At 68.1% G+C, this 17,811-nt stretch carries 17 protein-coding genes; 14 read left to right on the forward strand and 3 right to left on the reverse strand.

The window, feature by feature from the left end; all coding sequences use genetic code 11:
* Positions 1–66 precede the first annotated feature (66 nt).
* From FF100_RS09950 to FF100_RS09980, 7 genes are all read left to right on the forward strand, one after another.
* On the forward strand, positions 67–2,919 hold the full coding sequence (locus tag FF100_RS09950) for an RICIN domain-containing protein (RefSeq protein WP_281287273.1): 2,853 nt from the start codon (positions 67–69) through the stop codon (positions 2,917–2,919).
* Positions 2,920–3,019: 100 nt separating this feature from the next.
* Positions 3,020–3,295 (forward strand): hypothetical protein, encoded by a 276-nt coding sequence (locus tag FF100_RS09955; protein ID WP_139035549.1) that lies wholly within the window; start codon positions 3,020–3,022, stop codon positions 3,293–3,295.
* A 323-nt stretch (positions 3,296–3,618) separates the two neighbouring features.
* Entirely contained in the window at positions 3,619–4,281 is a 663-nt protein-coding gene (locus FF100_RS09960; protein WP_139035550.1) for an SCO family protein, read from the forward strand.
* The gene (locus FF100_RS09965; RefSeq protein WP_246101995.1) at positions 4,278–4,736 is read left to right on the forward strand and encodes a GspH/FimT family pseudopilin; all 459 of its coding nucleotides are present in this window, start codon (positions 4,278–4,280) and stop codon (positions 4,734–4,736) included. The genes FF100_RS09960 and FF100_RS09965 overlap by 4 nt, the downstream gene beginning before the upstream one ends.
* On the forward strand, positions 4,733–5,131 hold the full coding sequence (locus FF100_RS09970) for a type II secretion system protein (RefSeq protein WP_139035551.1): 399 nt from the start codon (positions 4,733–4,735) through the stop codon (positions 5,129–5,131). Before FF100_RS09965 ends, FF100_RS09970 begins: the two co-directional genes overlap by 4 nt.
* Positions 5,121–5,735: a prepilin-type N-terminal cleavage/methylation domain-containing protein gene (locus tag FF100_RS09975; RefSeq protein WP_246101996.1), complete on the forward strand. Its 615-nt coding sequence runs from the start codon at positions 5,121–5,123 to the stop codon at positions 5,733–5,735. Before FF100_RS09970 ends, FF100_RS09975 begins: the two co-directional genes overlap by 11 nt.
* Complete coding sequence (locus FF100_RS09980; protein ID WP_246101997.1) at positions 5,732–6,634, forward strand: type II secretion system minor pseudopilin; 903 nt, start codon at positions 5,732–5,734, stop codon at positions 6,632–6,634. Before FF100_RS09975 ends, FF100_RS09980 begins: the two co-directional genes overlap by 4 nt.
* Positions 6,635–7,166: 532 nt before the next feature.
* Here the strand turns inward: FF100_RS09980 and FF100_RS09985 are convergent.
* Together FF100_RS09985 and FF100_RS09990 are read right to left on the reverse strand one after the other, a co-directional pair.
* Positions 7,167–8,135 (reverse strand): hydroxyacid dehydrogenase, encoded by a 969-nt coding sequence (locus FF100_RS09985; protein ID WP_139035553.1) that lies wholly within the window; start codon positions 8,133–8,135, stop codon positions 7,167–7,169.
* Between the two features lie 266 nt (positions 8,136–8,401).
* The gene (locus FF100_RS09990; protein WP_246101998.1) at positions 8,402–9,730 is read right to left on the reverse strand and encodes a Zn-dependent hydrolase; all 1,329 of its coding nucleotides are present in this window, start codon (positions 9,728–9,730) and stop codon (positions 8,402–8,404) included.
* Positions 9,731–10,148: 418 nt separating this feature from the next.
* On the opposite strand from FF100_RS09990, the gene FF100_RS09995 reads away from it, so the two are divergent.
* The 6 genes from FF100_RS09995 (at position 10,149) to FF100_RS10020 (ending at position 15,671) form a co-directional block, all read left to right on the forward strand.
* Positions 10,149–10,925 carry an amino acid ABC transporter ATP-binding protein gene (locus FF100_RS09995; RefSeq protein ID WP_139035650.1) on the forward strand — a complete coding sequence of 259 codons (777 nt, stop codon included), beginning with the start codon at positions 10,149–10,151 and terminating at the stop codon, positions 10,923–10,925.
* A gap of 43 nt (positions 10,926–10,968) precedes the next feature.
* Entirely contained in the window at positions 10,969–11,628 is a 660-nt protein-coding gene (locus tag FF100_RS10000) for an amino acid ABC transporter permease (protein WP_139035555.1), read from the forward strand.
* A 76-nt stretch (positions 11,629–11,704) separates the two neighbouring features.
* Positions 11,705–12,496 (forward strand): transporter substrate-binding domain-containing protein, encoded by a 792-nt coding sequence (locus FF100_RS10005; RefSeq protein ID WP_139035651.1) that lies wholly within the window; start codon positions 11,705–11,707, stop codon positions 12,494–12,496.
* 295 nt (positions 12,497–12,791) lie between these two features.
* Positions 12,792–13,985, forward strand: coding sequence for an amidohydrolase (locus FF100_RS10010; protein WP_139035652.1), 1,194 nt, complete (start codon positions 12,792–12,794; stop codon positions 13,983–13,985).
* 83 nt (positions 13,986–14,068) lie between these two features.
* Positions 14,069–14,818, forward strand: a complete 750-nt coding sequence (locus FF100_RS10015; RefSeq protein WP_139035556.1) for a GntR family transcriptional regulator — start codon at positions 14,069–14,071, stop codon at positions 14,816–14,818.
* 88 nt (positions 14,819–14,906) lie between these two features.
* Positions 14,907–15,671, forward strand: a complete 765-nt coding sequence (locus tag FF100_RS10020) for a LamB/YcsF family protein (protein ID WP_139035557.1) — start codon at positions 14,907–14,909, stop codon at positions 15,669–15,671.
* A gap of 189 nt (positions 15,672–15,860) precedes the next feature.
* On the opposite strand, the gene FF100_RS10025 is transcribed toward FF100_RS10020, so the two are convergent.
* Positions 15,861–16,727 carry a LysR substrate-binding domain-containing protein gene (locus FF100_RS10025; RefSeq protein WP_139035558.1) on the reverse strand — a complete coding sequence of 289 codons (867 nt, stop codon included), beginning with the start codon at positions 16,725–16,727 and terminating at the stop codon, positions 15,861–15,863.
* A gap of 121 nt (positions 16,728–16,848) precedes the next feature.
* Between FF100_RS10025 and FF100_RS10030 the strand changes: the two genes are divergently transcribed.
* Positions 16,849–17,808 carry a dihydrodipicolinate synthase family protein gene (locus FF100_RS10030; protein ID WP_139035559.1) on the forward strand — a complete coding sequence of 320 codons (960 nt, stop codon included), beginning with the start codon at positions 16,849–16,851 and terminating at the stop codon, positions 17,806–17,808.
* Positions 17,809–17,811 lie beyond the last annotated feature (3 nt).

Consider the following 17,811-nt stretch of genomic DNA (forward strand, 5'->3'; position numbering starts at 1 on the left):
AAATATTCCATATATTGGAGGTCAAACCAAATGTATAGCAATGGCTCATCTGGTTTTATAAATAAAATGCGGCTTTTGTTGTATATATTAGGTTGTTGTTTTTTTCTATCTCCCGCACAGGCCCAAATCAATTTGGCGTCCGGTTCAGGATCAGGCCCGCTCATCGTGTCGCATTCCGGCATGTGCGTGGCGGTGCCGGGAGCAACGACCACCCCTGCGGTGCAGCTCGTGCAGCAGCCCTGCACCGGCAGCCCGGCCCAGACGTGGCAGGCCAAGCCGTTCGGCAATGGCTTCACCCTGGTCAACCAAGCAACCGGGCAATGCATGGATTCGCAGATCTCCAATAACTGGGGATCAGGGGTCATCCAGTTCACCTGCAACAGCAGTGCCCAGCAGACCTGGTCCGCGCAATCCCAGAATGGCGGATACCGTCTCATCACTGCATATTCCAGCCTTTGCCTCGATGTCTACAATGCCAACACCACGAGCGGCACGAATCTGATTCAGTGGAATTGCAGTGGTTCGGCCAACCAGACGTTCAGCGGCACCGGCTTCAACACGTTCGACTTCAACGCGCGCAGCGGATCGGGGCCCATCGTCGCGTCGCATTCCGGCCTGTGCGTGACGGTGCCGGGCGGAACGACGAGCCCCGCGGCGCAGCTGCAGCAGCAGTCCTGCACCGGCAGCCCGGCCCAGATCTGGCAGGTCAAGCCGTTCGGCAATGGCTTCACCCTGGTCAACCAGGCGACCGGGCAGTGCATGGATTCCCAGCTCTCGAACAACCAGGGATCCGGGATCATCCAGTTCACCTGCAACAACAGTGCCCAGCAGACCTGGTCCGCTCAATCGCAGAACGGCGGCTCTCGCTTTACGTCTGCCTATTCCAATCTCTGCCTCGACGTCTACAATGCCAACAAGACGGGCGGCACGAACCTGATCCAGTGGACTTGCAGCGGCGCGGCCAACCAGACGTTCAATGCCGCTGGGGCGGGGAGCGGCACGGCCGGCGGTGGGACTGGCGGCTCCTCGGCGGCCGGCGGGACCGGCGGAAGCTCCGGGGGACCCACGCCGCCCGGCGAATTGCCGCCCGCGGCGAGCGGGTTGATCGTCGCCCAGCACTCCGCGATGTGCGTCGAGGTCCCGAACGCCCAGATGGCGGCGGGCGTGAAGATCGACCAGTGGCCCTGCGACGGCGGCGTCCACATGGAATGGAGCTTCGTTCCGTCCGAAGCCGGCTACCAGCTGCGCAACATCAAGACCAATCTCTGCCTGACCGTTGACAGCGCGTCCACGACGAACGGCGCCGGCATCGTCCAGCAGCCCTGCGGCACGGCAGGCGGTCTCTGGCGCATGCGCAAGGTCGGCGCCGTCTACGAACTCGTCGCGGTGCATTCGGGGCGCTGCCTCAACGTCAACAATGCGTCGTTCGACCAGGGCGGGGCGGTGCTCCAGTGGGATTGCCAGGCGGCGAGCAACGGCCTGTTCGCGCTGGTGCCCCCGGCCGCGCCCTCGGCCTGGACGCCCGTGACCACCCTCGGCCTCGTGCCGGTATCCGCCGCGCTGACACCCTCCGGCAAGGTCCTGATGTGGGCGGCCGAGCAGAAGACCAGCTTTGGCTCCGGCAACGGGACCTGGCTGACGACCTTCGACCCGAAAACCGGCGCTTCCAACGATACCTACGTCGCGAACACGAACCACGACATGTTCTGCCCGGGCACGAACCTCCTCTCCGACGGGCGGATGCTGATCACCGGCGGCATCACCGCGGGTGGGACCTCGATCTACGATCCGTCGACGAACCAATGGAGTTCCGGCCCGACCCTGAAGATCCCGCGCGGCTACAACGCCAACGTCACGCTCTCGACCGGTGAGGCGATGACCTATGGCGGCTCGTGGTCGGGCAATATCGGAGGCAAGAACGCCGAGGTCTGGTCGCCGGCCTCCGGCAGCTGGCGCGTGCTGTCGAACGTGTCGGGTGATGCCGCTGCCGAGCCGGGGGTCGACATGTACCGCGCCGACAATCACTTCTGGATGTTCGGCGTGTCGAACGGTTCCGTGTTCCATGCCGGGCCGAGCCGGCAGATGCACTGGATCGGCACGGGCGGGAACGGTACCCTGACGAGTGCCGGCAACCGCGGCGACGACGCCTTCGCCATCAACGGCACCGCGACGATGGTCGACGTCAACCGGATCTACAAGGCCGGCGGGGCGCCGCAATACCAGAACGTGCCGGCCAGCGTCGCGAGCTACACGATCGACATCGGCGGCGGGCCCGGATCGACCCCGACGGTCGCCGCCACGGCACCGTTGAACTTCGCCCGCGCCTTCCACAACAGCGTGGTGCTGCCGACCGGCGACGTCGTCACCATCGGCGGTCAGAGCTTCCCGATCCCGTTCACGGACACGACCCCGGTCTACTTCCCGGAACTGTGGTCGCCGAGCCGCAACACGGTCGTCCGCCTCGCACCGATGGCCGTTCCGCGGACCTATCACAGCGTCGCGATCCTGCTTCCCGACGCGCGGGTGCTGTCGGCCGGCGGCGGCCTGTGCGGCGGGTGCGACACCAACCATCCCAACCTGCAGATCCTGACGCCGCCCTACCTCTATGGGGCGAACGGCCAGCTCGCGAGCCGCCCGGCGATCACCAATGCGCCGACCTCGGCGGCCCTCGGCAGCACGATCACGGCGACCACCGACCGCGCCGTCGTGAGCTTCGCCCTGATACGGCTGAGTAGCACCACCCACACGGTGAACAACGATCAGCGCCGCATTCCCGTGAGGATCTCCGGAACGTTCGGCACGCAGTACCAGCTGGCGCTGCCGTCCGATCCGGGAATCCTGACGCCCGGATCCTGGATGCTGTTCGCGATGGATGCCACCGGCGTTCCCAGCGTCGCCGCGATGATCCGCATCCGCTGAGGACGCCCTGCTCGTCCCCTTGCGCCGGGCCGGACGGCCCGGCGCAGGACCGGACCCCGTTTCCTTCGAGGCCTGCGAGCCTCAACCAAGGACAGAAGCGATGCCGCAGACACCTTACCGAGCCGCGCAGGCACTCGCGGTCGCCCTCCTTGCCACCCTCGGCGCATCCCAGGCCGTGGGGCCGGCCCACGCGCAGGCGACCACCCCGTCCGGGTCGGGCACGGCCCCGTCCGCGGGCGCCGGATCCTGCACGATGACGCCCCGGGGCAGCCAGAAGCCGTTCTGCATGAACCGCGTCTCGCAGGCGGCCTGTGACGCCTACGCTCGGGAGCAGCGCGTCACCTACGCCTGGAAAGCCGGTACGGAATGCCCCTGACACGGGGCCTCCGGTGAGGCCGGGAATGGCGCGACGGACGTGAGCATGGCGGTCGCGCCGTCGGCGCCTCCGCCCCGGCATTCCCTCGCCCGGTGCGTCCGGGCGGGTCCTTGCCTCCCGCGCACCGACATCGATCCCGTTCCCGACTGCTTGCCCCGACTGCTTGCCCGGCAGTGATGATCTCCGGCTCTGATCATCGCTCCCGCTGCGACAACCGCCGGATTTAGGCATTCATTCACCATCCTGAGTTCAGGTGATACCGGCAAAGCCCGTATCCGCCCGGGCCTCCGCCGTTGGTCCTCCGAATTCCAGCCAGGCCCGCCATGGTTCTGCATCGTCCGGCGCTTGCCGCCTTCCTCGTCGGCCTCACCTGCGTCGGGCCGTCCGTCCGCGCCCAGGACACGGTCGGCCGGGAGGCGGGGGCCCAAGCCCCCACGGTTCAGGCCTCGACCGCCCAGGCGGCCCCGCCCGCGGGGCCGCCCGGCGGCGGCAGCCTGCTCGCCGGCCATTTCCGCCTCACCGCCCCGGACGGCACCCCGGTCGATACCGACGATCTCGCGGGCAAGCCCTACGCGCTGTTCTTCGGCTTCACCCACTGCCCGGATATCTGCCCGACGACCCTCGCCGAGTTGTCGCTGGCGCTCTCGCACCTCCCGGCACGCGCACTGCCGGTCTTCTTCGTCTCGGTCGATCCCGAGCGCGACACGCCCGAGGTGCTCGGACGCTACATGCAGAGCTTCGACCCGGGCATCGTCGGCCTCTCGGGGCCGCGCCGCGCCATCGACGAGGCGATCCGCGGCTTCGGCATCGTCGCGCGACGCACCGAGCTGACCGGCGGCGGCTACGCCTACGGTCACACAGCCACCCTCTTCCTCATCGACGGCGACGGCCTGATCGTCGACCGGCTCAGCCCCGGCATCGGCCCGGACGTGCTCGCGGCGCGGCTCGCCGCCCTCGCCGGGTCGCCGGTCGTGCCGGGCCGGTGAGCGCGGCACGGCCGACCGGTACCGCGGGCTTCTCGCTCGTCGAGATGCTCGTCGTGCTCGCCGTGCTGGCCCTGGCGGCGACGCTGGGCGGTCCGACCCTGCATCGGGTTCTGCCCGGGCAGCGGCTCGACGCGGCCGTCGACGCGGTCGCGACGGAACTCGCACTCCTGCGAGCCGAGGCCGTGCGCACCGGCCGGACCACTCGCCTCGTCTACGATCCCGAGGCCAGCACATTCCTGTCCTCGCGCCGCGCCGCCCGCCCGATCGTCGTGGCGCCCCTGCGCGCCGGCATCGACATCCCCCCGGAGGCGCGATCGGCCCCAGGCGAGATCCGCTTCCTGCCGAGCGGCGCGACGACGGGGGCCCGGATCGTGCTCGCGGGCGAGGCCGGCGCCCGGGCCATGACCGTGAGCCGGGTCACCGGGGCCGTGCGGCGCGAGGAGGCGGGACGGTGACGCGGACGTCGTCCGGAGCGCGTGACCGGGAGGCGGGCTTCACGCTCGTCGAGATCCTGGTCGCCTTCGCCGTCGTGTCGCTGATGAGCCTGATGGTGATCCGGCTCTCGGGCGAGATGACCTGGGGCGGGCGCCGGATCGCAGCGGCCGAGCTGCGGCTCGACGAAGCCGAGGGGATCGTGCTCCTGCGGGCGGCCGCCGGCACCCTGCGGGCGGGAACCGAGCGGGGCCGCTTCAGCGACGGGCAGGCCTGGACGCTCTGCGTCGTCGATGCCGGGCCAGTCCTCGGCTGGCGCGACCTGCCGCCGCTCTGGCGCGTACGCCTGACCCTGGACGGGCCGGACGGCAGCCTCATCTATGCGACCCTCGTCGCCGGAGGGCTCGGTGGCAGCTGAGGCGCAGGCCGGCGCACCGGTCGGGGCGGGAGATCCGGAGGCGGGCTTCTCGCTGATCGAGGTCCTGGTCTCGCTCGCGCTCTGCGCCCTCGTCGCGCTTCTGCTGGTGCAGACCCTCCAGGCGACCGGGCTCACCAGCCGCACCGCCCGCCGGCTCGCCGCACAGGAGGAGGTGCAGCTCGTGCGCGATCACCTGCGCCGGGCTCTCGCCGACCGCGCCGGACGGCGTGCGGACGGACGCTACGCGCCCTTCCTCGGCCTGTCGGACCGTCTCGTGGTCACGGTGCAGGCGAACCGGGACATCGCCCGCGGCTCCGAGCAGCGGCTCGCCCTCGCGACGGAGCCGGCCGGCGGTGGTCTCGCTCTGGTGGAGACGAGCGGTCCCGCCGCGGCGCCGGGCCGGCCGGACCGGCTTCTCGACCGCGTGGCGAGCCTGAGCCTACGCTATTTCGGGTCGCAGGGCGCAGATCCGAGGCCCGGCTGGGCCTCGACCTGGACGCGCCGCGACCGCCCGCCCGCGCTCGTCGAGGTCACGGTCGCCTTCCCGCCCGCGGATCCCCGGGTCTGGCCGCCCCTCGTCCTGCCGCTCGGGAGCGGCTCGTGAGCAGGCAGCCTGCTGCGATGCGGGAAAGCGGCGAGGCCGGCTTCGTCCTGCCCTCCGTGCTGGCGATCCTGCTCGTGGTCGCGGCCGTGGCGGCGACGGCGGTCAAGGCGGTGCAGACCCACGGCATGGCGACGGCCAGTCGCGCAGCGAGCCTGCGGCTGCAAGGTCTCGCCGACGGTGCGGTGCGCCTCGTAGCGGTGTCGCTCGTCGTGCAACACATCCGCCGCATGCCCGGTCTCGGCTTGCCGGAGAACGGTGCGCCTGTCGCCTGCCCGCTGCCGGGCGGTGGCACCCTCTCCGTCGCGGTGCAGGACCAGGCCGGCCTCGTCGATCTCAACGCGGCCCCGCGGGACCTGCTGGATGACGCTTTCCGGGCCCTCGGGATCCCCGGCCGGGACGCTGCGGCCATCGCCGCCGAGGTCGTGGATGCCCGCGACCCCGACGATGTCCCTGAGCCGAACGGGGCCGAGGCGGCGCAATACCGGGCGCGCGGGATCCCCACGGGCCCGCGCAACGCCCCCTTCGCCACCGTCGACGAGATCGAGGACCTGCCGTCGATGACCGAGGCCTACGCGGCGCTGCTGCGCCCGGCCGTCACGGTGCACAATCTCGGCGGCGGGATCGATGTCTCGGTCTCCCCCGGACGGGCCTTCGCCCGCGGCGTTCTGGCCCAAAGCCTCCAGCACCACGCGGCCACCTCCCCGCACAGGGCCTACGCGGTCACCGTGATCGCCTCGGACCCAAGCGGGGCGCAGGCCGGGCGCAGCGCCATCCTGTCGGTCAATGCCCCGGGAATTGGTACTGGCCTGGTCGCGTGGCGGTTCGCGACGGAGACGATGCCCGCAGCGACACCTCATCCGGCCTGTGACGCGATGTTGGCGACGCTCGCTCCTGAATGAGCAGGGTTGGGGTCAAACCCCAATCGGCCTGACTGCAAGGCAGGGCTGTGGAGGGCCGGGAGCGGCGGTTCAGCACCGACCCAGGGCAACGGATCGTACCCCCCCGTGGTGGTGACAGGGAGCGGGGGCGCCGACCGAGGCGAAGACCGCCGCGAGGTCGCTCCCGCCGTAGTCTGCGCACGGCGCCGGTAGATGCCACGGACGCACTCCCTTGCACCTGCGTCACAGGCGACACGAAAATGCGCCGACTATCGCACCATCCCTCGCGGATCGAACAATCATCACATCCGATCTGACCCTGATACCGCCGCGCCGTCGAACGGATCCGTTCGACGGCGCTGGCTAAGCCCGAACGGGCGTCGGCGCCGATGCGCCGGACGCCTTAGCATCGCCGTGTCGATGCCAAGGCGCGAGGGTATGACTGGCAACGACTTGGCGGCTGGCGAGAATGGCTTTGGCCTCGGCCGACATATCCGCTGCTTGGTCGGCGGCAAGCCGATGACTGTTCCGAGGCAACGGGTCGGCATCACGCTCAACGGCGTCGATCCCACAGAGCCTCGTTCACGAGGTGGGCGGGCTTGCGGCCGTCAAGGACGTCGACCACCTGCGATGCAATCTCGACGGCCGTGCGCGACAGCGCCTCCCTCGTCGCTCCGCCCGTATGAGGCGACAGGACGATACCGGGACAGCGCGTGTAGGGATGGTCGGCGGGGAGCGGCTCGGGGTCGAACACGTCCATGGCGGCGCCGAGCAGGTGGCCGGTCTCCACGGCTTCGATCAGCGCATCCGCGTCCACCAGAGCGCCGCGTGCCGTGTTGACCAGGATGGCGCCTTGCCTGAGCCGGCCCAATCGCTCGCGATCGAATTGATGGTGGGTGTCCGGGGTGAGCCGCTGATGGAGGGACAGCACGTCGACCCGGTCCAGCAGCGCGTCGAGGGTATCGGTGGGCTCGAATCCGGCCGCGATGATGTGCTCCCGCGGCACGCTCGGACTGTGGACCAGCACCGTCATGCCAAATCCGAGCTTTGCGATCTCGGCGACCCGGCGGCCGATACGGCCGAACCCCACGATCCCGAGCGTCTTGCCGTTTATCTCGACGAAGTCGCCCACGTACCGATAGGCGAAACGCCCCTCCCGCACAGCGGCGTCACCGTCCCGCACGCGCTTTGCTACGCCGAGGATTTGGGCGATCGCATGCTCGGCGACCGATTGCACGTTCGCACCGGGAGTGTTGACGATCGGAAGGCCGATCGCATCGGCGTGCCGGACGTCGACGCGATCGTACCCGGTGCCGTGGATGCCCACCACCTTCAAGCCGCGCGCGGCGTCCATGGCGGCCCGGTCAAGGCCCGCATTGCGGGTGATGACCGCCGACGCATCGCCGATCTCGGCTGACACGACGGCCATATCGGACGATGACGCCACGCGCACGTCCAGGCCGGCAGACCGAAGGATGTCGATACCGTCCTGATGAATCGGTTGGATCAGGAAGCACTGCACGGGAAGTATTGCCTTTCGAGATTCGCATGCCCGAATTCGGCGATGCGGTGCTGACGATCTTGGGGTCGATCAGACCGTCTGATCTTTCACGAACCCTGCGCTGGCAAGCTCGCTCGCGGGCCGAAGCCAGGGACAGCCCAGGATCCACGCCGGATACGGACCGGGGCGAGCGATGCAGGTCCCTCCAGCGTTCCGCTCATCCTCGGCGATCATGCGGAGGACCCGTACGGATGACGGGACCTCCGGCGACCACCGATAGACATCGTTCAGGCTGCGCGGGTCGTCTCGATCCGGGCGCGCGACCGCTCCCGTCGCGGCGCGGCGTCGTGATCGCGCTCGGCGATCAGGTGCGCGACCACCGTGGCTGCGTCGCAGAGATCCTCGAGGCGCATGTCTTCCTGCGGGTTGTGGCTGCCATTCTGGTTTCGGACGAACACCATCGTGCTCGGAACGCCACGGTTCGCCAGAACGGCCGTATCGTGTCCGGCTCCGCTGATCATGGTGCGGTGGCGGATGCCGAGGCGATCGGCATGCGACGCCAGATCCTCGTTGAGGAGCCGGCTCATGACGGCGGGGGTGCTGCCGGTCCGCTCACCCAGGCAGAAGCGAACGCCGCGGGCCGCCTCGATCCGGGTGACGAGCCGAGCCAGTTCCACTTCGACGGCCGCCAGAACGTCGGCCTCGACGCTTCGTACGTCGATGCAGAAGCGGACCTCGCCCGGCACTTTGGCGAAGGCGTGCATCGCCGGGTCCGTCGAGACTTCGCCGAAGGTGATGGTCGCCTGTCGACCATCCGCGTCCAGCATGCCCCAGAAGGCATCGAGCCCGCCGATCAGGTCCGCCAGAGCAAAGACGGCATCGGCTCTGTCGGATCGTCCCACCGCTCCCGAATGGGCGTAGCTCCCGAAGCAGGCCGCGCTTCTGTACCGGAAGCTCCCGCTGATGCCGGTGACGAAGCCGACGGGGATCTCCGCCCGGTCCAGCAACGGACCCTGCTCGATGTGCATCTCCACGAAGCCGTGGAGCGATGCTTCGCGCAACAACGACTCGCCGCGCTCGACCCTGCCCGGCTCGAGCCCGCACCTCGTCATGTGCTCGCGCAGGCTCACCCCGTCATCGGACCGGGGCATGTCGAGCACCTCCGGGGGGAGGAGGCCGAAAGCGGCCCTGCTGCCGATGTACGAGGCCGGAAACCAGGTACTCTCCTCAGCCCGGAAGGCCGCCACCACGACCGACCGCCGAGGCGTGAGGCCGACCCGCCTCAGGCCCGCGACGGCCGCCAGCCCACCGATCACGCCGGCGGCACCATCGAAGTTGCCGCCATGCGGAACCGTGTCGACGTGCGATCCGATCATCCAGGCCGGCAAGTGCGGGTCCAGCCCCGCCAAGGTCAGGAAAAGATTGCCGGCCGCATCCTGTTGCGACGACAGGCCGAGCGCCAAGCCGGTCTCGCGCATGAGCGCATGCGCCTTCTGCTCCCCTTCGCCGTAGGCCGCCCGGGTCACCCCCGGATCGTCACGGCTGAACATCAGCAGCTGCGAGAACAGGTGTTCGCACAGCCGCCGATCCGCTCGAAGGACGCTATCGTCGCTCACTCTGAAATGATCCTCGTATGGGGGCCACCGGGACCGAACGGGAGGTATGTCACCGATCGTCAGTCCCGAGCCGAGATCCTGAAGCTGTCCTTCCGTTGCGCAGCGCCTTGCGGAAACGACACGGCCTAGGACCAGCAGACTGTGCGGAATACAGGCATTTGCCGCCTGATCGTGCATGCGAGCAAAAAAATGCCGCTTGAACTCCACTGGTATACCAGGGTACGGAGGTCTCGCGCCAGTGGCTCGCGGCAAAAAAACCTGCCTCCGGTCTGGCCGCCAGCGAAGCGCCGCCCGCACAGGACCACTGCGACGGTCGCCAGATGAGATCAATGCAGCAGCCGGAAGCTCGCTGTCGTTCGAGCGGGAGAGGATCGTGACGCAGGCCGCACATTGCGACACCGGCGCATCTGCTCAGCCGATGCTCTCGGTCAACGGGCTGAGAAAAAGCTACGGACAGCTCGAGGTACTGAAGGGGATCTCGCTGAGTGTTCGCGAGGGCGAGGTCATCTCCGTCATCGGCGCGAGCGGCTCGGGCAAGAGCACGTTCCTGCGCTGTCTCAACCTGATGGAGACACCGAGCGCCGGCCATCTCGAGTTCGAGAACTTCTCGCTCGATTTCGAGTCCGGGGCGCGTCGCCAGCCGACATCGCGCCAGCTTTGCGAACTTCGCACCCGGATCGGGATGGTCTTCCAGAGCTACAATCTCTGGCCGCACAAGACCGTCCTGGAGAATGTCATCGAGGCGCCGATCCACGTGCGCAAGATGAGCCGCAGAGAGGCGATCGAGCAGGCGGAAGGGCTGCTCGGCCGCATCGGTCTCTACGAGAAGCGGGGCTCCTACCCGTCGAAGCTGTCGGGCGGCCAGCAGCAACGCGTGGCGATCGCGCGGGCCCTCGCGATGTCGCCCAAGGTGATGCTGTTCGACGAGGTGACCTCCGCGCTCGATCCGGAGCTCGTCGGTGAGGTGCTCTCGCTCATGAGCTCGCTCGCGGCCGAGGGCATGACGATGCTGATCGTGACGCACGAGATGGCCTTCGCGCGCGATGTCGGCACACGGACCTTGTTCTTCGACCAGGGCGTGGTGGCCGAGGACGGCCCTCCGGCCGAGATCATCGGCAACCCTCGCAGCGACAGGCTGCGGCAATTCCTGAGACGCGTCGTCCACGACCCTGCGCAGCTCGGGCCATCAGCCTGACCGCATAGGCATTCATCTCAGGGAAGACGCGGCGAGCACGGCGATGTTTGTGAATTTTTGGGAAGATGTTGTCGAATACGGACCTGGGTTCCTGGCTGCGACCGTGGTCGTATTGGGTGTCACCATCGCCAGCATCCTCGTGAGCTGGGTCTGCGGTTTGCTGGGTGCGCTGGGAAAGCAGTCCCGCTTCGCGCCGATCCGCGGCGTCGCCAGCTTCTACGTCTGGTTCATCCGGGGCACGCCGACGCTGGTCCAGGTCTTCATCGTCTATTTCGGCATGCCGCAGATCGGCATCAAGCTCTCGCCCGTCGTGGCCGGCATCATCGCCCTCGGGGTGAGCAGCGGCGCCTACGTGGCGGAGACGATCCGGGCCGGATTGAGCGCGATCCCGAAGGGCCAGTTCGAATCCTCGCTCGCCCTCGGCATGACCCGCCAAGGCATGATGATCCGGATCATTCTGCCTCAGGTTCTCCGCATCATCCTGCCGTCGCTGACGAACGAGGCGATCTCGGCCGTCAAGAACACCTCGCTCCTGTCGACGATCACGGTCGTCGAGCTGACGCTGTTCGCACAGCTCATGATCGCCACGACTTTCAGGCCGTTCGATTTCTATATCGCAGCTGCCTTGATATACCTCGTCATTACATCCGTTCTGTCGCAGCTTTCGGCCTTCTTCGAGCGTCGATACGCCCGATTCTCATAAGTCGGGCCGCCCTCTCGTCCCGGACCGGGCCGTGAGGATGGACGATGTCCCCCGGTTATCCATCATGGAGGTGAACATGGAACGCAGACAGTTTCTCCTCGGGACGCTCTCGGCGGTCGCCGCGGCGTCCCCCTTCGTGGCGAAGGCGGCCTCTCTCGAACTCCTGCAGCCGGGCAAGCTGCTCGTCGCCACGGAGGGAACGTTCGCACCCTTCAGCATGCGCACGCCCAGCGGTCAATTGGACGGATTGGAGATGCGGGTGGCGGGCGAGATCGCGCGCCGGCTCGGGCTCCAATACGAGCCGGTGATCGTCAAGTTCGATTCTCTGCTGATCGGGCTGATGGCCGATCAGTACGACATGACGAGCGCGTCCATGGACATCACGGAGGCACGCCAGAAGCAGGTCGCGTTCGCGGACGGCTGGCTCGAATCCGGCGCCCGCGTCATCACGCGCAAGGATACCGGCATCGCGACCCCGGCCGATCTGAAGGGCCGCAACGTGGGCGCGGTCGCCGCCTCCTCCTTCGGCAAGCTCGCCGAGGAGCACGGGGGCAACCTGAAGAGCTACAAGGCCGCGGCCGACGCGATGCAGGATCTGGCCGGCGGCAATCTCGACGCCGTGATCAACGATGCCGTGGCCGGCAACTACGCGATCCGCACGCGCAAGCTGCCGTTCGTGATGCTCGACGCGCCCCTGAGCGTCATCCAGAAGGGCATGGCGATCAAGAAGGGCAAGCCGAACCTGCACGCCGCGGTCAACAAGGCGCTGGGGGACATGATCGCGGATGGGACCTACGAGAAGCTCCTCACGCCTTTGATCGGCTACTCGCCCGCTCCGAAGAATCCGATCCGCACCTCGGCCGTCTGATGTGAAATCCGGACGACTCCTTCCGGATTTCACATCGCAAGCCCGCGCGGCGCTTGAGCGAAGCCGATTGCCGCACCGCGAAGCGATCGACCGGAAATCGTATGAGCCGATGAGGGAGGGCGGCATCGGCCGCCGACCTCGCTGACCGTGCGACGCCAGGCTGGTCGGGACGTGGGTCCCGATCGAGCGCGCCTTGCCGGTTCCAGAGCCCTGCCGCCATCGGCCGAGAGGCCGTGCGGCGGAGCCGACGGAGTGGCACAACCGTACCGTTCGTCTCCCGACCGGAAGCTCGACCATGCGACACCTGGACGATTGGCTGTCTGAGCACCTCCCCGACCTGGTCGCGATCCGCCAGGACCTCCACGCGCATCCCGAGCTCGGGCTGGAGGAGGTCAGGACCTCCCGGCTGGTCGCCGATCGGCTTCGGGGCTGGGGCGTCGAGGTCTGCGACGGCATCGGCGGGACGGGCGTGGTCGGCACGATCCGGGGGCGGCGGCCCGGGCGCGGCGCGATCGGGCTGCGCGCCGACATGGATGCCCTGGCGATCCACGAGCAGACGGGACTGCCCTATGCCTCACGCCATCCGGGCCTCATGCATGCCTGCGGTCACGACGGGCATACGACCATGCTGCTGGGTGCGGCGCGCTACCTGGCGGCCGTCCCCGAGTTCGAGGGCACGGTCCACCTCATCTTCCAGCCCGCGGAGGAGGGACGCCGCGGGGCTCTCGCGATGGTCCGCGACGGGCTCTTCGAGCGCTTCCCCTGCGATGCGATCTACGGCCTCCACAACACGCCGGGCATGGGAGTCGGCGTCTTCGGCACCCAGGCCGGCCCGATCATGGCCGCGTCGGACATGTTCACCGTGGTCTTTCGTGGGGTCGGCGGACATGGAGGGATCGGCCCGCATATGTCCACCGACATCACCTACGCGCAGGCCCACTTCATCCTCGGCTTGCAGGGCATCGTCGGACGCAACGTCGCGCCGATCGACACGGCCGTCCTGAGCGTCGGCTCCATTCACGCCGGGTCGCCGGACGCGCCGAACGTGATCCCGGCGGAACTGACCATCCGTGGAACGGCGCGCTCCTACACGGAGGGCGTCAGGGATCTGCTCGAGGCGCGCATCGGCGAGCTCGCCCGGTGGACGGCGCGCAGCTGGGGCTGTCGGGCCGAGACGACCTACGACCGCGGGCCCGGCGCCGTCGTGAACGCGACCGGACCGACCGCGGCGGCGCTCACGGCCGCCGAGGCCGTCGTGGGCGCGCGGAACGTTCTTCGTTCGATCGAGCCGACCACCGGCGGGGAGGACTTCGCGGACATGATGGCCGTCCGTCCCGGCTCGTTCATGCGGATCGGCAACGGCGTCGCGGACGACGGCAGCTTCGCGGGCCTGCATACGCCCGTCTACGATTTCAACGACGCCGTGATCCCCCTCGGGATCAAGTACTGGGTGTCGGTCGTCGGGGCGGAGCTCGGGCGCCCGGCCTGAACCGCGTGCGACGTCCCGGTGCTCGCGCCGGCCACGGCGCCTGCACGGACAAGCCTGTCTTGCTGCCTCTCGGGTGTGCCGGTATGCCAATGATCTACCAGAGGTGTCGCCCCACCGGCTGCGACCCCGCGGTCGGGCAGGCGTCGAAGATCGCCACGATGAACGAAACTCCGCTCCAGCCGGTCCTCGCGACATCCGACAGCCGCTTGGCGCAGCACGCGTACGAGCAGGTGTTGGGCCTCATCATGTCCCGGCAGATCGCGCCCGGCACGCTCCTGCAGGAGCGGCGCCTGGCCGAGTATCTCAAGATGTCGCGGACGCCCCTCCGCGACGCCTTGCTCATGCTCGAAGCGGAGGGTCTGCTGGTGCGCCAGGGCTCCCGCGGCCTTCAGGTGAAGGCCATGAACATCGGCGACTTCATCGACAACCTGTCCATCCGCATCCTCCTCGAACCCGAGGCCACGCGGGCCGCAACGCCGCACGTGAGCAAGGACGTCTGCGCAGAGGTGACGGCGCGCCTCGAGACGCTGGTCTCGCGCGCGTGCCAGGGCGAGGTTCCCGATCGCGCGGAGGTGCGCGAGATCGACGAGCGGCTGCACTCGATGATCCTCGACGCGGCCGCCAACAGCCAAATGACGGCGATCATCCGGACCTTGAGGCGCCAAACTCAGATCTTCGATCTGCGCAGCCTGCCTGAACGGTTCGAAAGCACCTGTCGCGAGCATCTGGCGATCACGGCGGCGATCGGCGGCGGTCAGGCGGACGAGGCGGCGAGTGCCATGCGGCGCCATCTCGAGAGCGTCAAGCAGAGCATCGTCACCCGGCTCGGATAGGGCAGGGCTGCCCGGGTCGGCGGTCTTCCCAGGTCGGCGGTCTTCCCAGGTCGCCTGCGTTTCGCCCACCGAACCAACCGGAGGAACAATGAGAATCGACCTCAACGCCGATCTGGGCGAGGGCTTCGGTCCTTGGACGATGGGTGACGACGCGGCGATGATGGACATCATCACGACGGCGAACGTCGCCTGCGGCTTTCACGCCGGCGACCCCGTGATCATGCGCAACACCGTCGGCGTCGCGCGGGAGAAGGGCGTTCGTGTCGGGGCCCATCCCGGCTTCTCCGACCTGGCGGGCTTCGGCCGGCGCCGCATTTCCGGCATCAGCGTGAACGAACTGGAAGCGATCGTCGCGTACCAGATCGGCGCGATGCAATCGGTCGCGACCCTGGCGGGACATCCCATCACGCACGTCAAGACGCATGGGGCCCTCGGGAACATGTGCGCCGACGACGATGCGTGGGCCTTGGGCGTCGCCCGGGCGATCAAGGCGGCGGATCCGACCTTGCTGTTCATGATCATGCCCGGCACGGCGACGGAGCGCGCAGCCGACAGAACAGGCCTCGCGAGCCTGCGCGAGATCTACGCGGATCGCACCTACGATGACAGCTTCAACCTGACCGATCGCTCGAAACCCGGCGCGGTGATCCACGACGCCGCGCTCGCGACGGAGCATGTCCTGCGCATGCTCAACGAGGGCGCGATCATCTCCACGTCCGGCAAACGGCTCGATGTCGGGATCGACTCGATCTGCGTGCACGGCGACAATCCCGCGGCTGTCGTGATGGCCAGGACATTGCGGTCGAGCTTGGAGAGCCAGGGAGTGACCGTCGCCGCCTACGAGCCGTCCTGAGGCGCGCGTGCCAGGGTGAGCCGACCCCGCCGTCATCGCTGCGACGCGCTCTCGTGAGCGGCGGCACGGGTGCGCGGCCCAGCCTGGCGAGGCTCGCGACATCGCCGCCGCGTCGAGGCCGGCGCAGTGAGCGAAGCGGGTGACCGGGAGGTGTGACGGATGCTTGATCGTGCGCATCGGCCCGTCACCTCAGCGATCGGCCTCCGTGAGGGCCTGTTGAAAGCGGTCGACGAGCGCCTTGGCGGGCCCGGCCCTGCTCAAGAGGCCGATCGTTCTCCTGAAGCGGCCCTGCCCGACCGGGGTGATCTGCAAGCCGCCGATGTTGAGCGTCGCAATTCCCCAATCGGGCAGGAGCGTCACACCCAGCCCGCGGGAGACGAGGATCACGATGGCTTCAGGTGCATCGAGTTCGAAAAGCTCGCTGACGAGAATGTTTCGGCTGGACAGGAACGACTCGACGATCTGGCCTGTCCACGCTTTACGGTCCATGCGTATGAATGGCGCGTCTTCCAGGATCGTCTTCACATCGGTGCTGGCAGTCGTGGCTCGCGTCACCAGTGCGAGCGGCTCATCTCGCACATGCCGCCAATCCAGGCTCTTGGGCAGCTGGAAAGGCGGCTGAACCACGAGGGCGCAATCGATCTCGTTGTTCTCCAGCAGCCGGAAGAGACCTGCCGAGGTGCCCGGAATGACCGTCAGATCGATGTCCGGGAAGCTTCTTGCCAAGGTCTGGAGAGCGGCCGGGATCACGGTCGTGAGAGCCGTGGAGATGGACCCGACGCGCAGCCGGCCGGCCGGACGCCCGCCTTGCGCCAGGTGACGCATCTCGTCGGCCTGCGACACGATCCGCCGGGCCGTCTCCAGGATCGCTTGACCCGCGCTCGTCAGAACGATGCGCTGGCCCCGCCTTTCGACGAGCTTGGCGGACAGATCGGCCTCGAGGGATCTGATCTGCTCGGCGATCGAGGTATGGGCCAGCCCGAGCTCGCGGGCCGCTGCCGCGATGGAGCCATGCTCGGACACCAGGCAGAGGGCTCTCAGGTAGCGCGTATTCATCCCTGCCTCGTACGCGATTCTGCGGCATGCAGGAATCTCCTTCGTCCGAAGTCGATAACTCCTGAATTTCCTTTCGGTCGCGAGGGCCCTATCCCGGCCCGGCGATCCAGGAGGTGAGGCGATGAAACTCGAAGCCAGCGCGTCAGGCGTCTATCCCATTGCCCCCACGCCCTTCCACGCGGACGGCCGCGTCGACGTCCAGTCGATCGATCGCCTCTGCGACTTCTACGTCGAGAGCGGATGCACCGGGATGACGGTGCTCGGGGTGCTGGGTGAAGCACCCAAGCTCGACGCCCAGGAGGCGCTCGACGTCGCGTTCCGCTTCATCAAGCGTGCTCCTTCCCTGCCGACGATCGTCGGCGTCTCCGCGCCCGGCTTCGCGGCCATGCGCTCCCTGGCGCGCGCGGCGATGGATGCCGGTGCCGCGGGCGTGATGATCGCGCCTCCGAACACGTTGCGGACCGACGACCAGATCGTCAGCTATTACAGTCAGGCCGCGGACGCCATCGGAGCCGACGTTCCGTTCTGCATCCAGGACTACCCACTGAATTTTTCCGTCGTGATGACGCCGCTCGTGCTGAAGCGCATCATCACCGACAACCCGTCCTGCGTGATGCTGAAGCACGAGGATTGGCCTGGCCTCGAGAAGATCTCGACGCTTCGCAAGTGGCAAGCCGCGGGAGAGCTGCGCCACGTCTCGATCCTGTGCGGCAACAACGGTCTCTTCCTCGACTTCGAGATGGAGCGCGGGGCGGACGGCGCCATGACGGGCTACGCCTTCGCCGACATGCTCGTCGATACGGTGCGCCTGTCGAAAGCCGGCCGCCGCGACGAGGCCCACGACCTGTTCGACGCCCACCTCCCGCTGCTGCGCTACGAACAGCAGCCCGGCCTCGGCTTGAATGCCCGCAAGTACATCCTGATGCGTCGCGGCCTCTTGTCGTCCCACGCCCTCCGGGCGCCCGGCGGCAGCCTGTCGGCGGCGGCCGTCGAGGAAATCGAGTACCTGCTGGCGCGCGTGGCACGGTTCGACAAGCGTGCCGCCTGCCCGCCGCTGGCGGACAAGGCGCGATCCGCTTGATCG

Source organism: Methylobacterium terricola (assembly GCF_006151805.1).
Lineage (GTDB): Bacteria > Pseudomonadota > Alphaproteobacteria > Rhizobiales > Beijerinckiaceae > Methylobacterium > Methylobacterium terricola.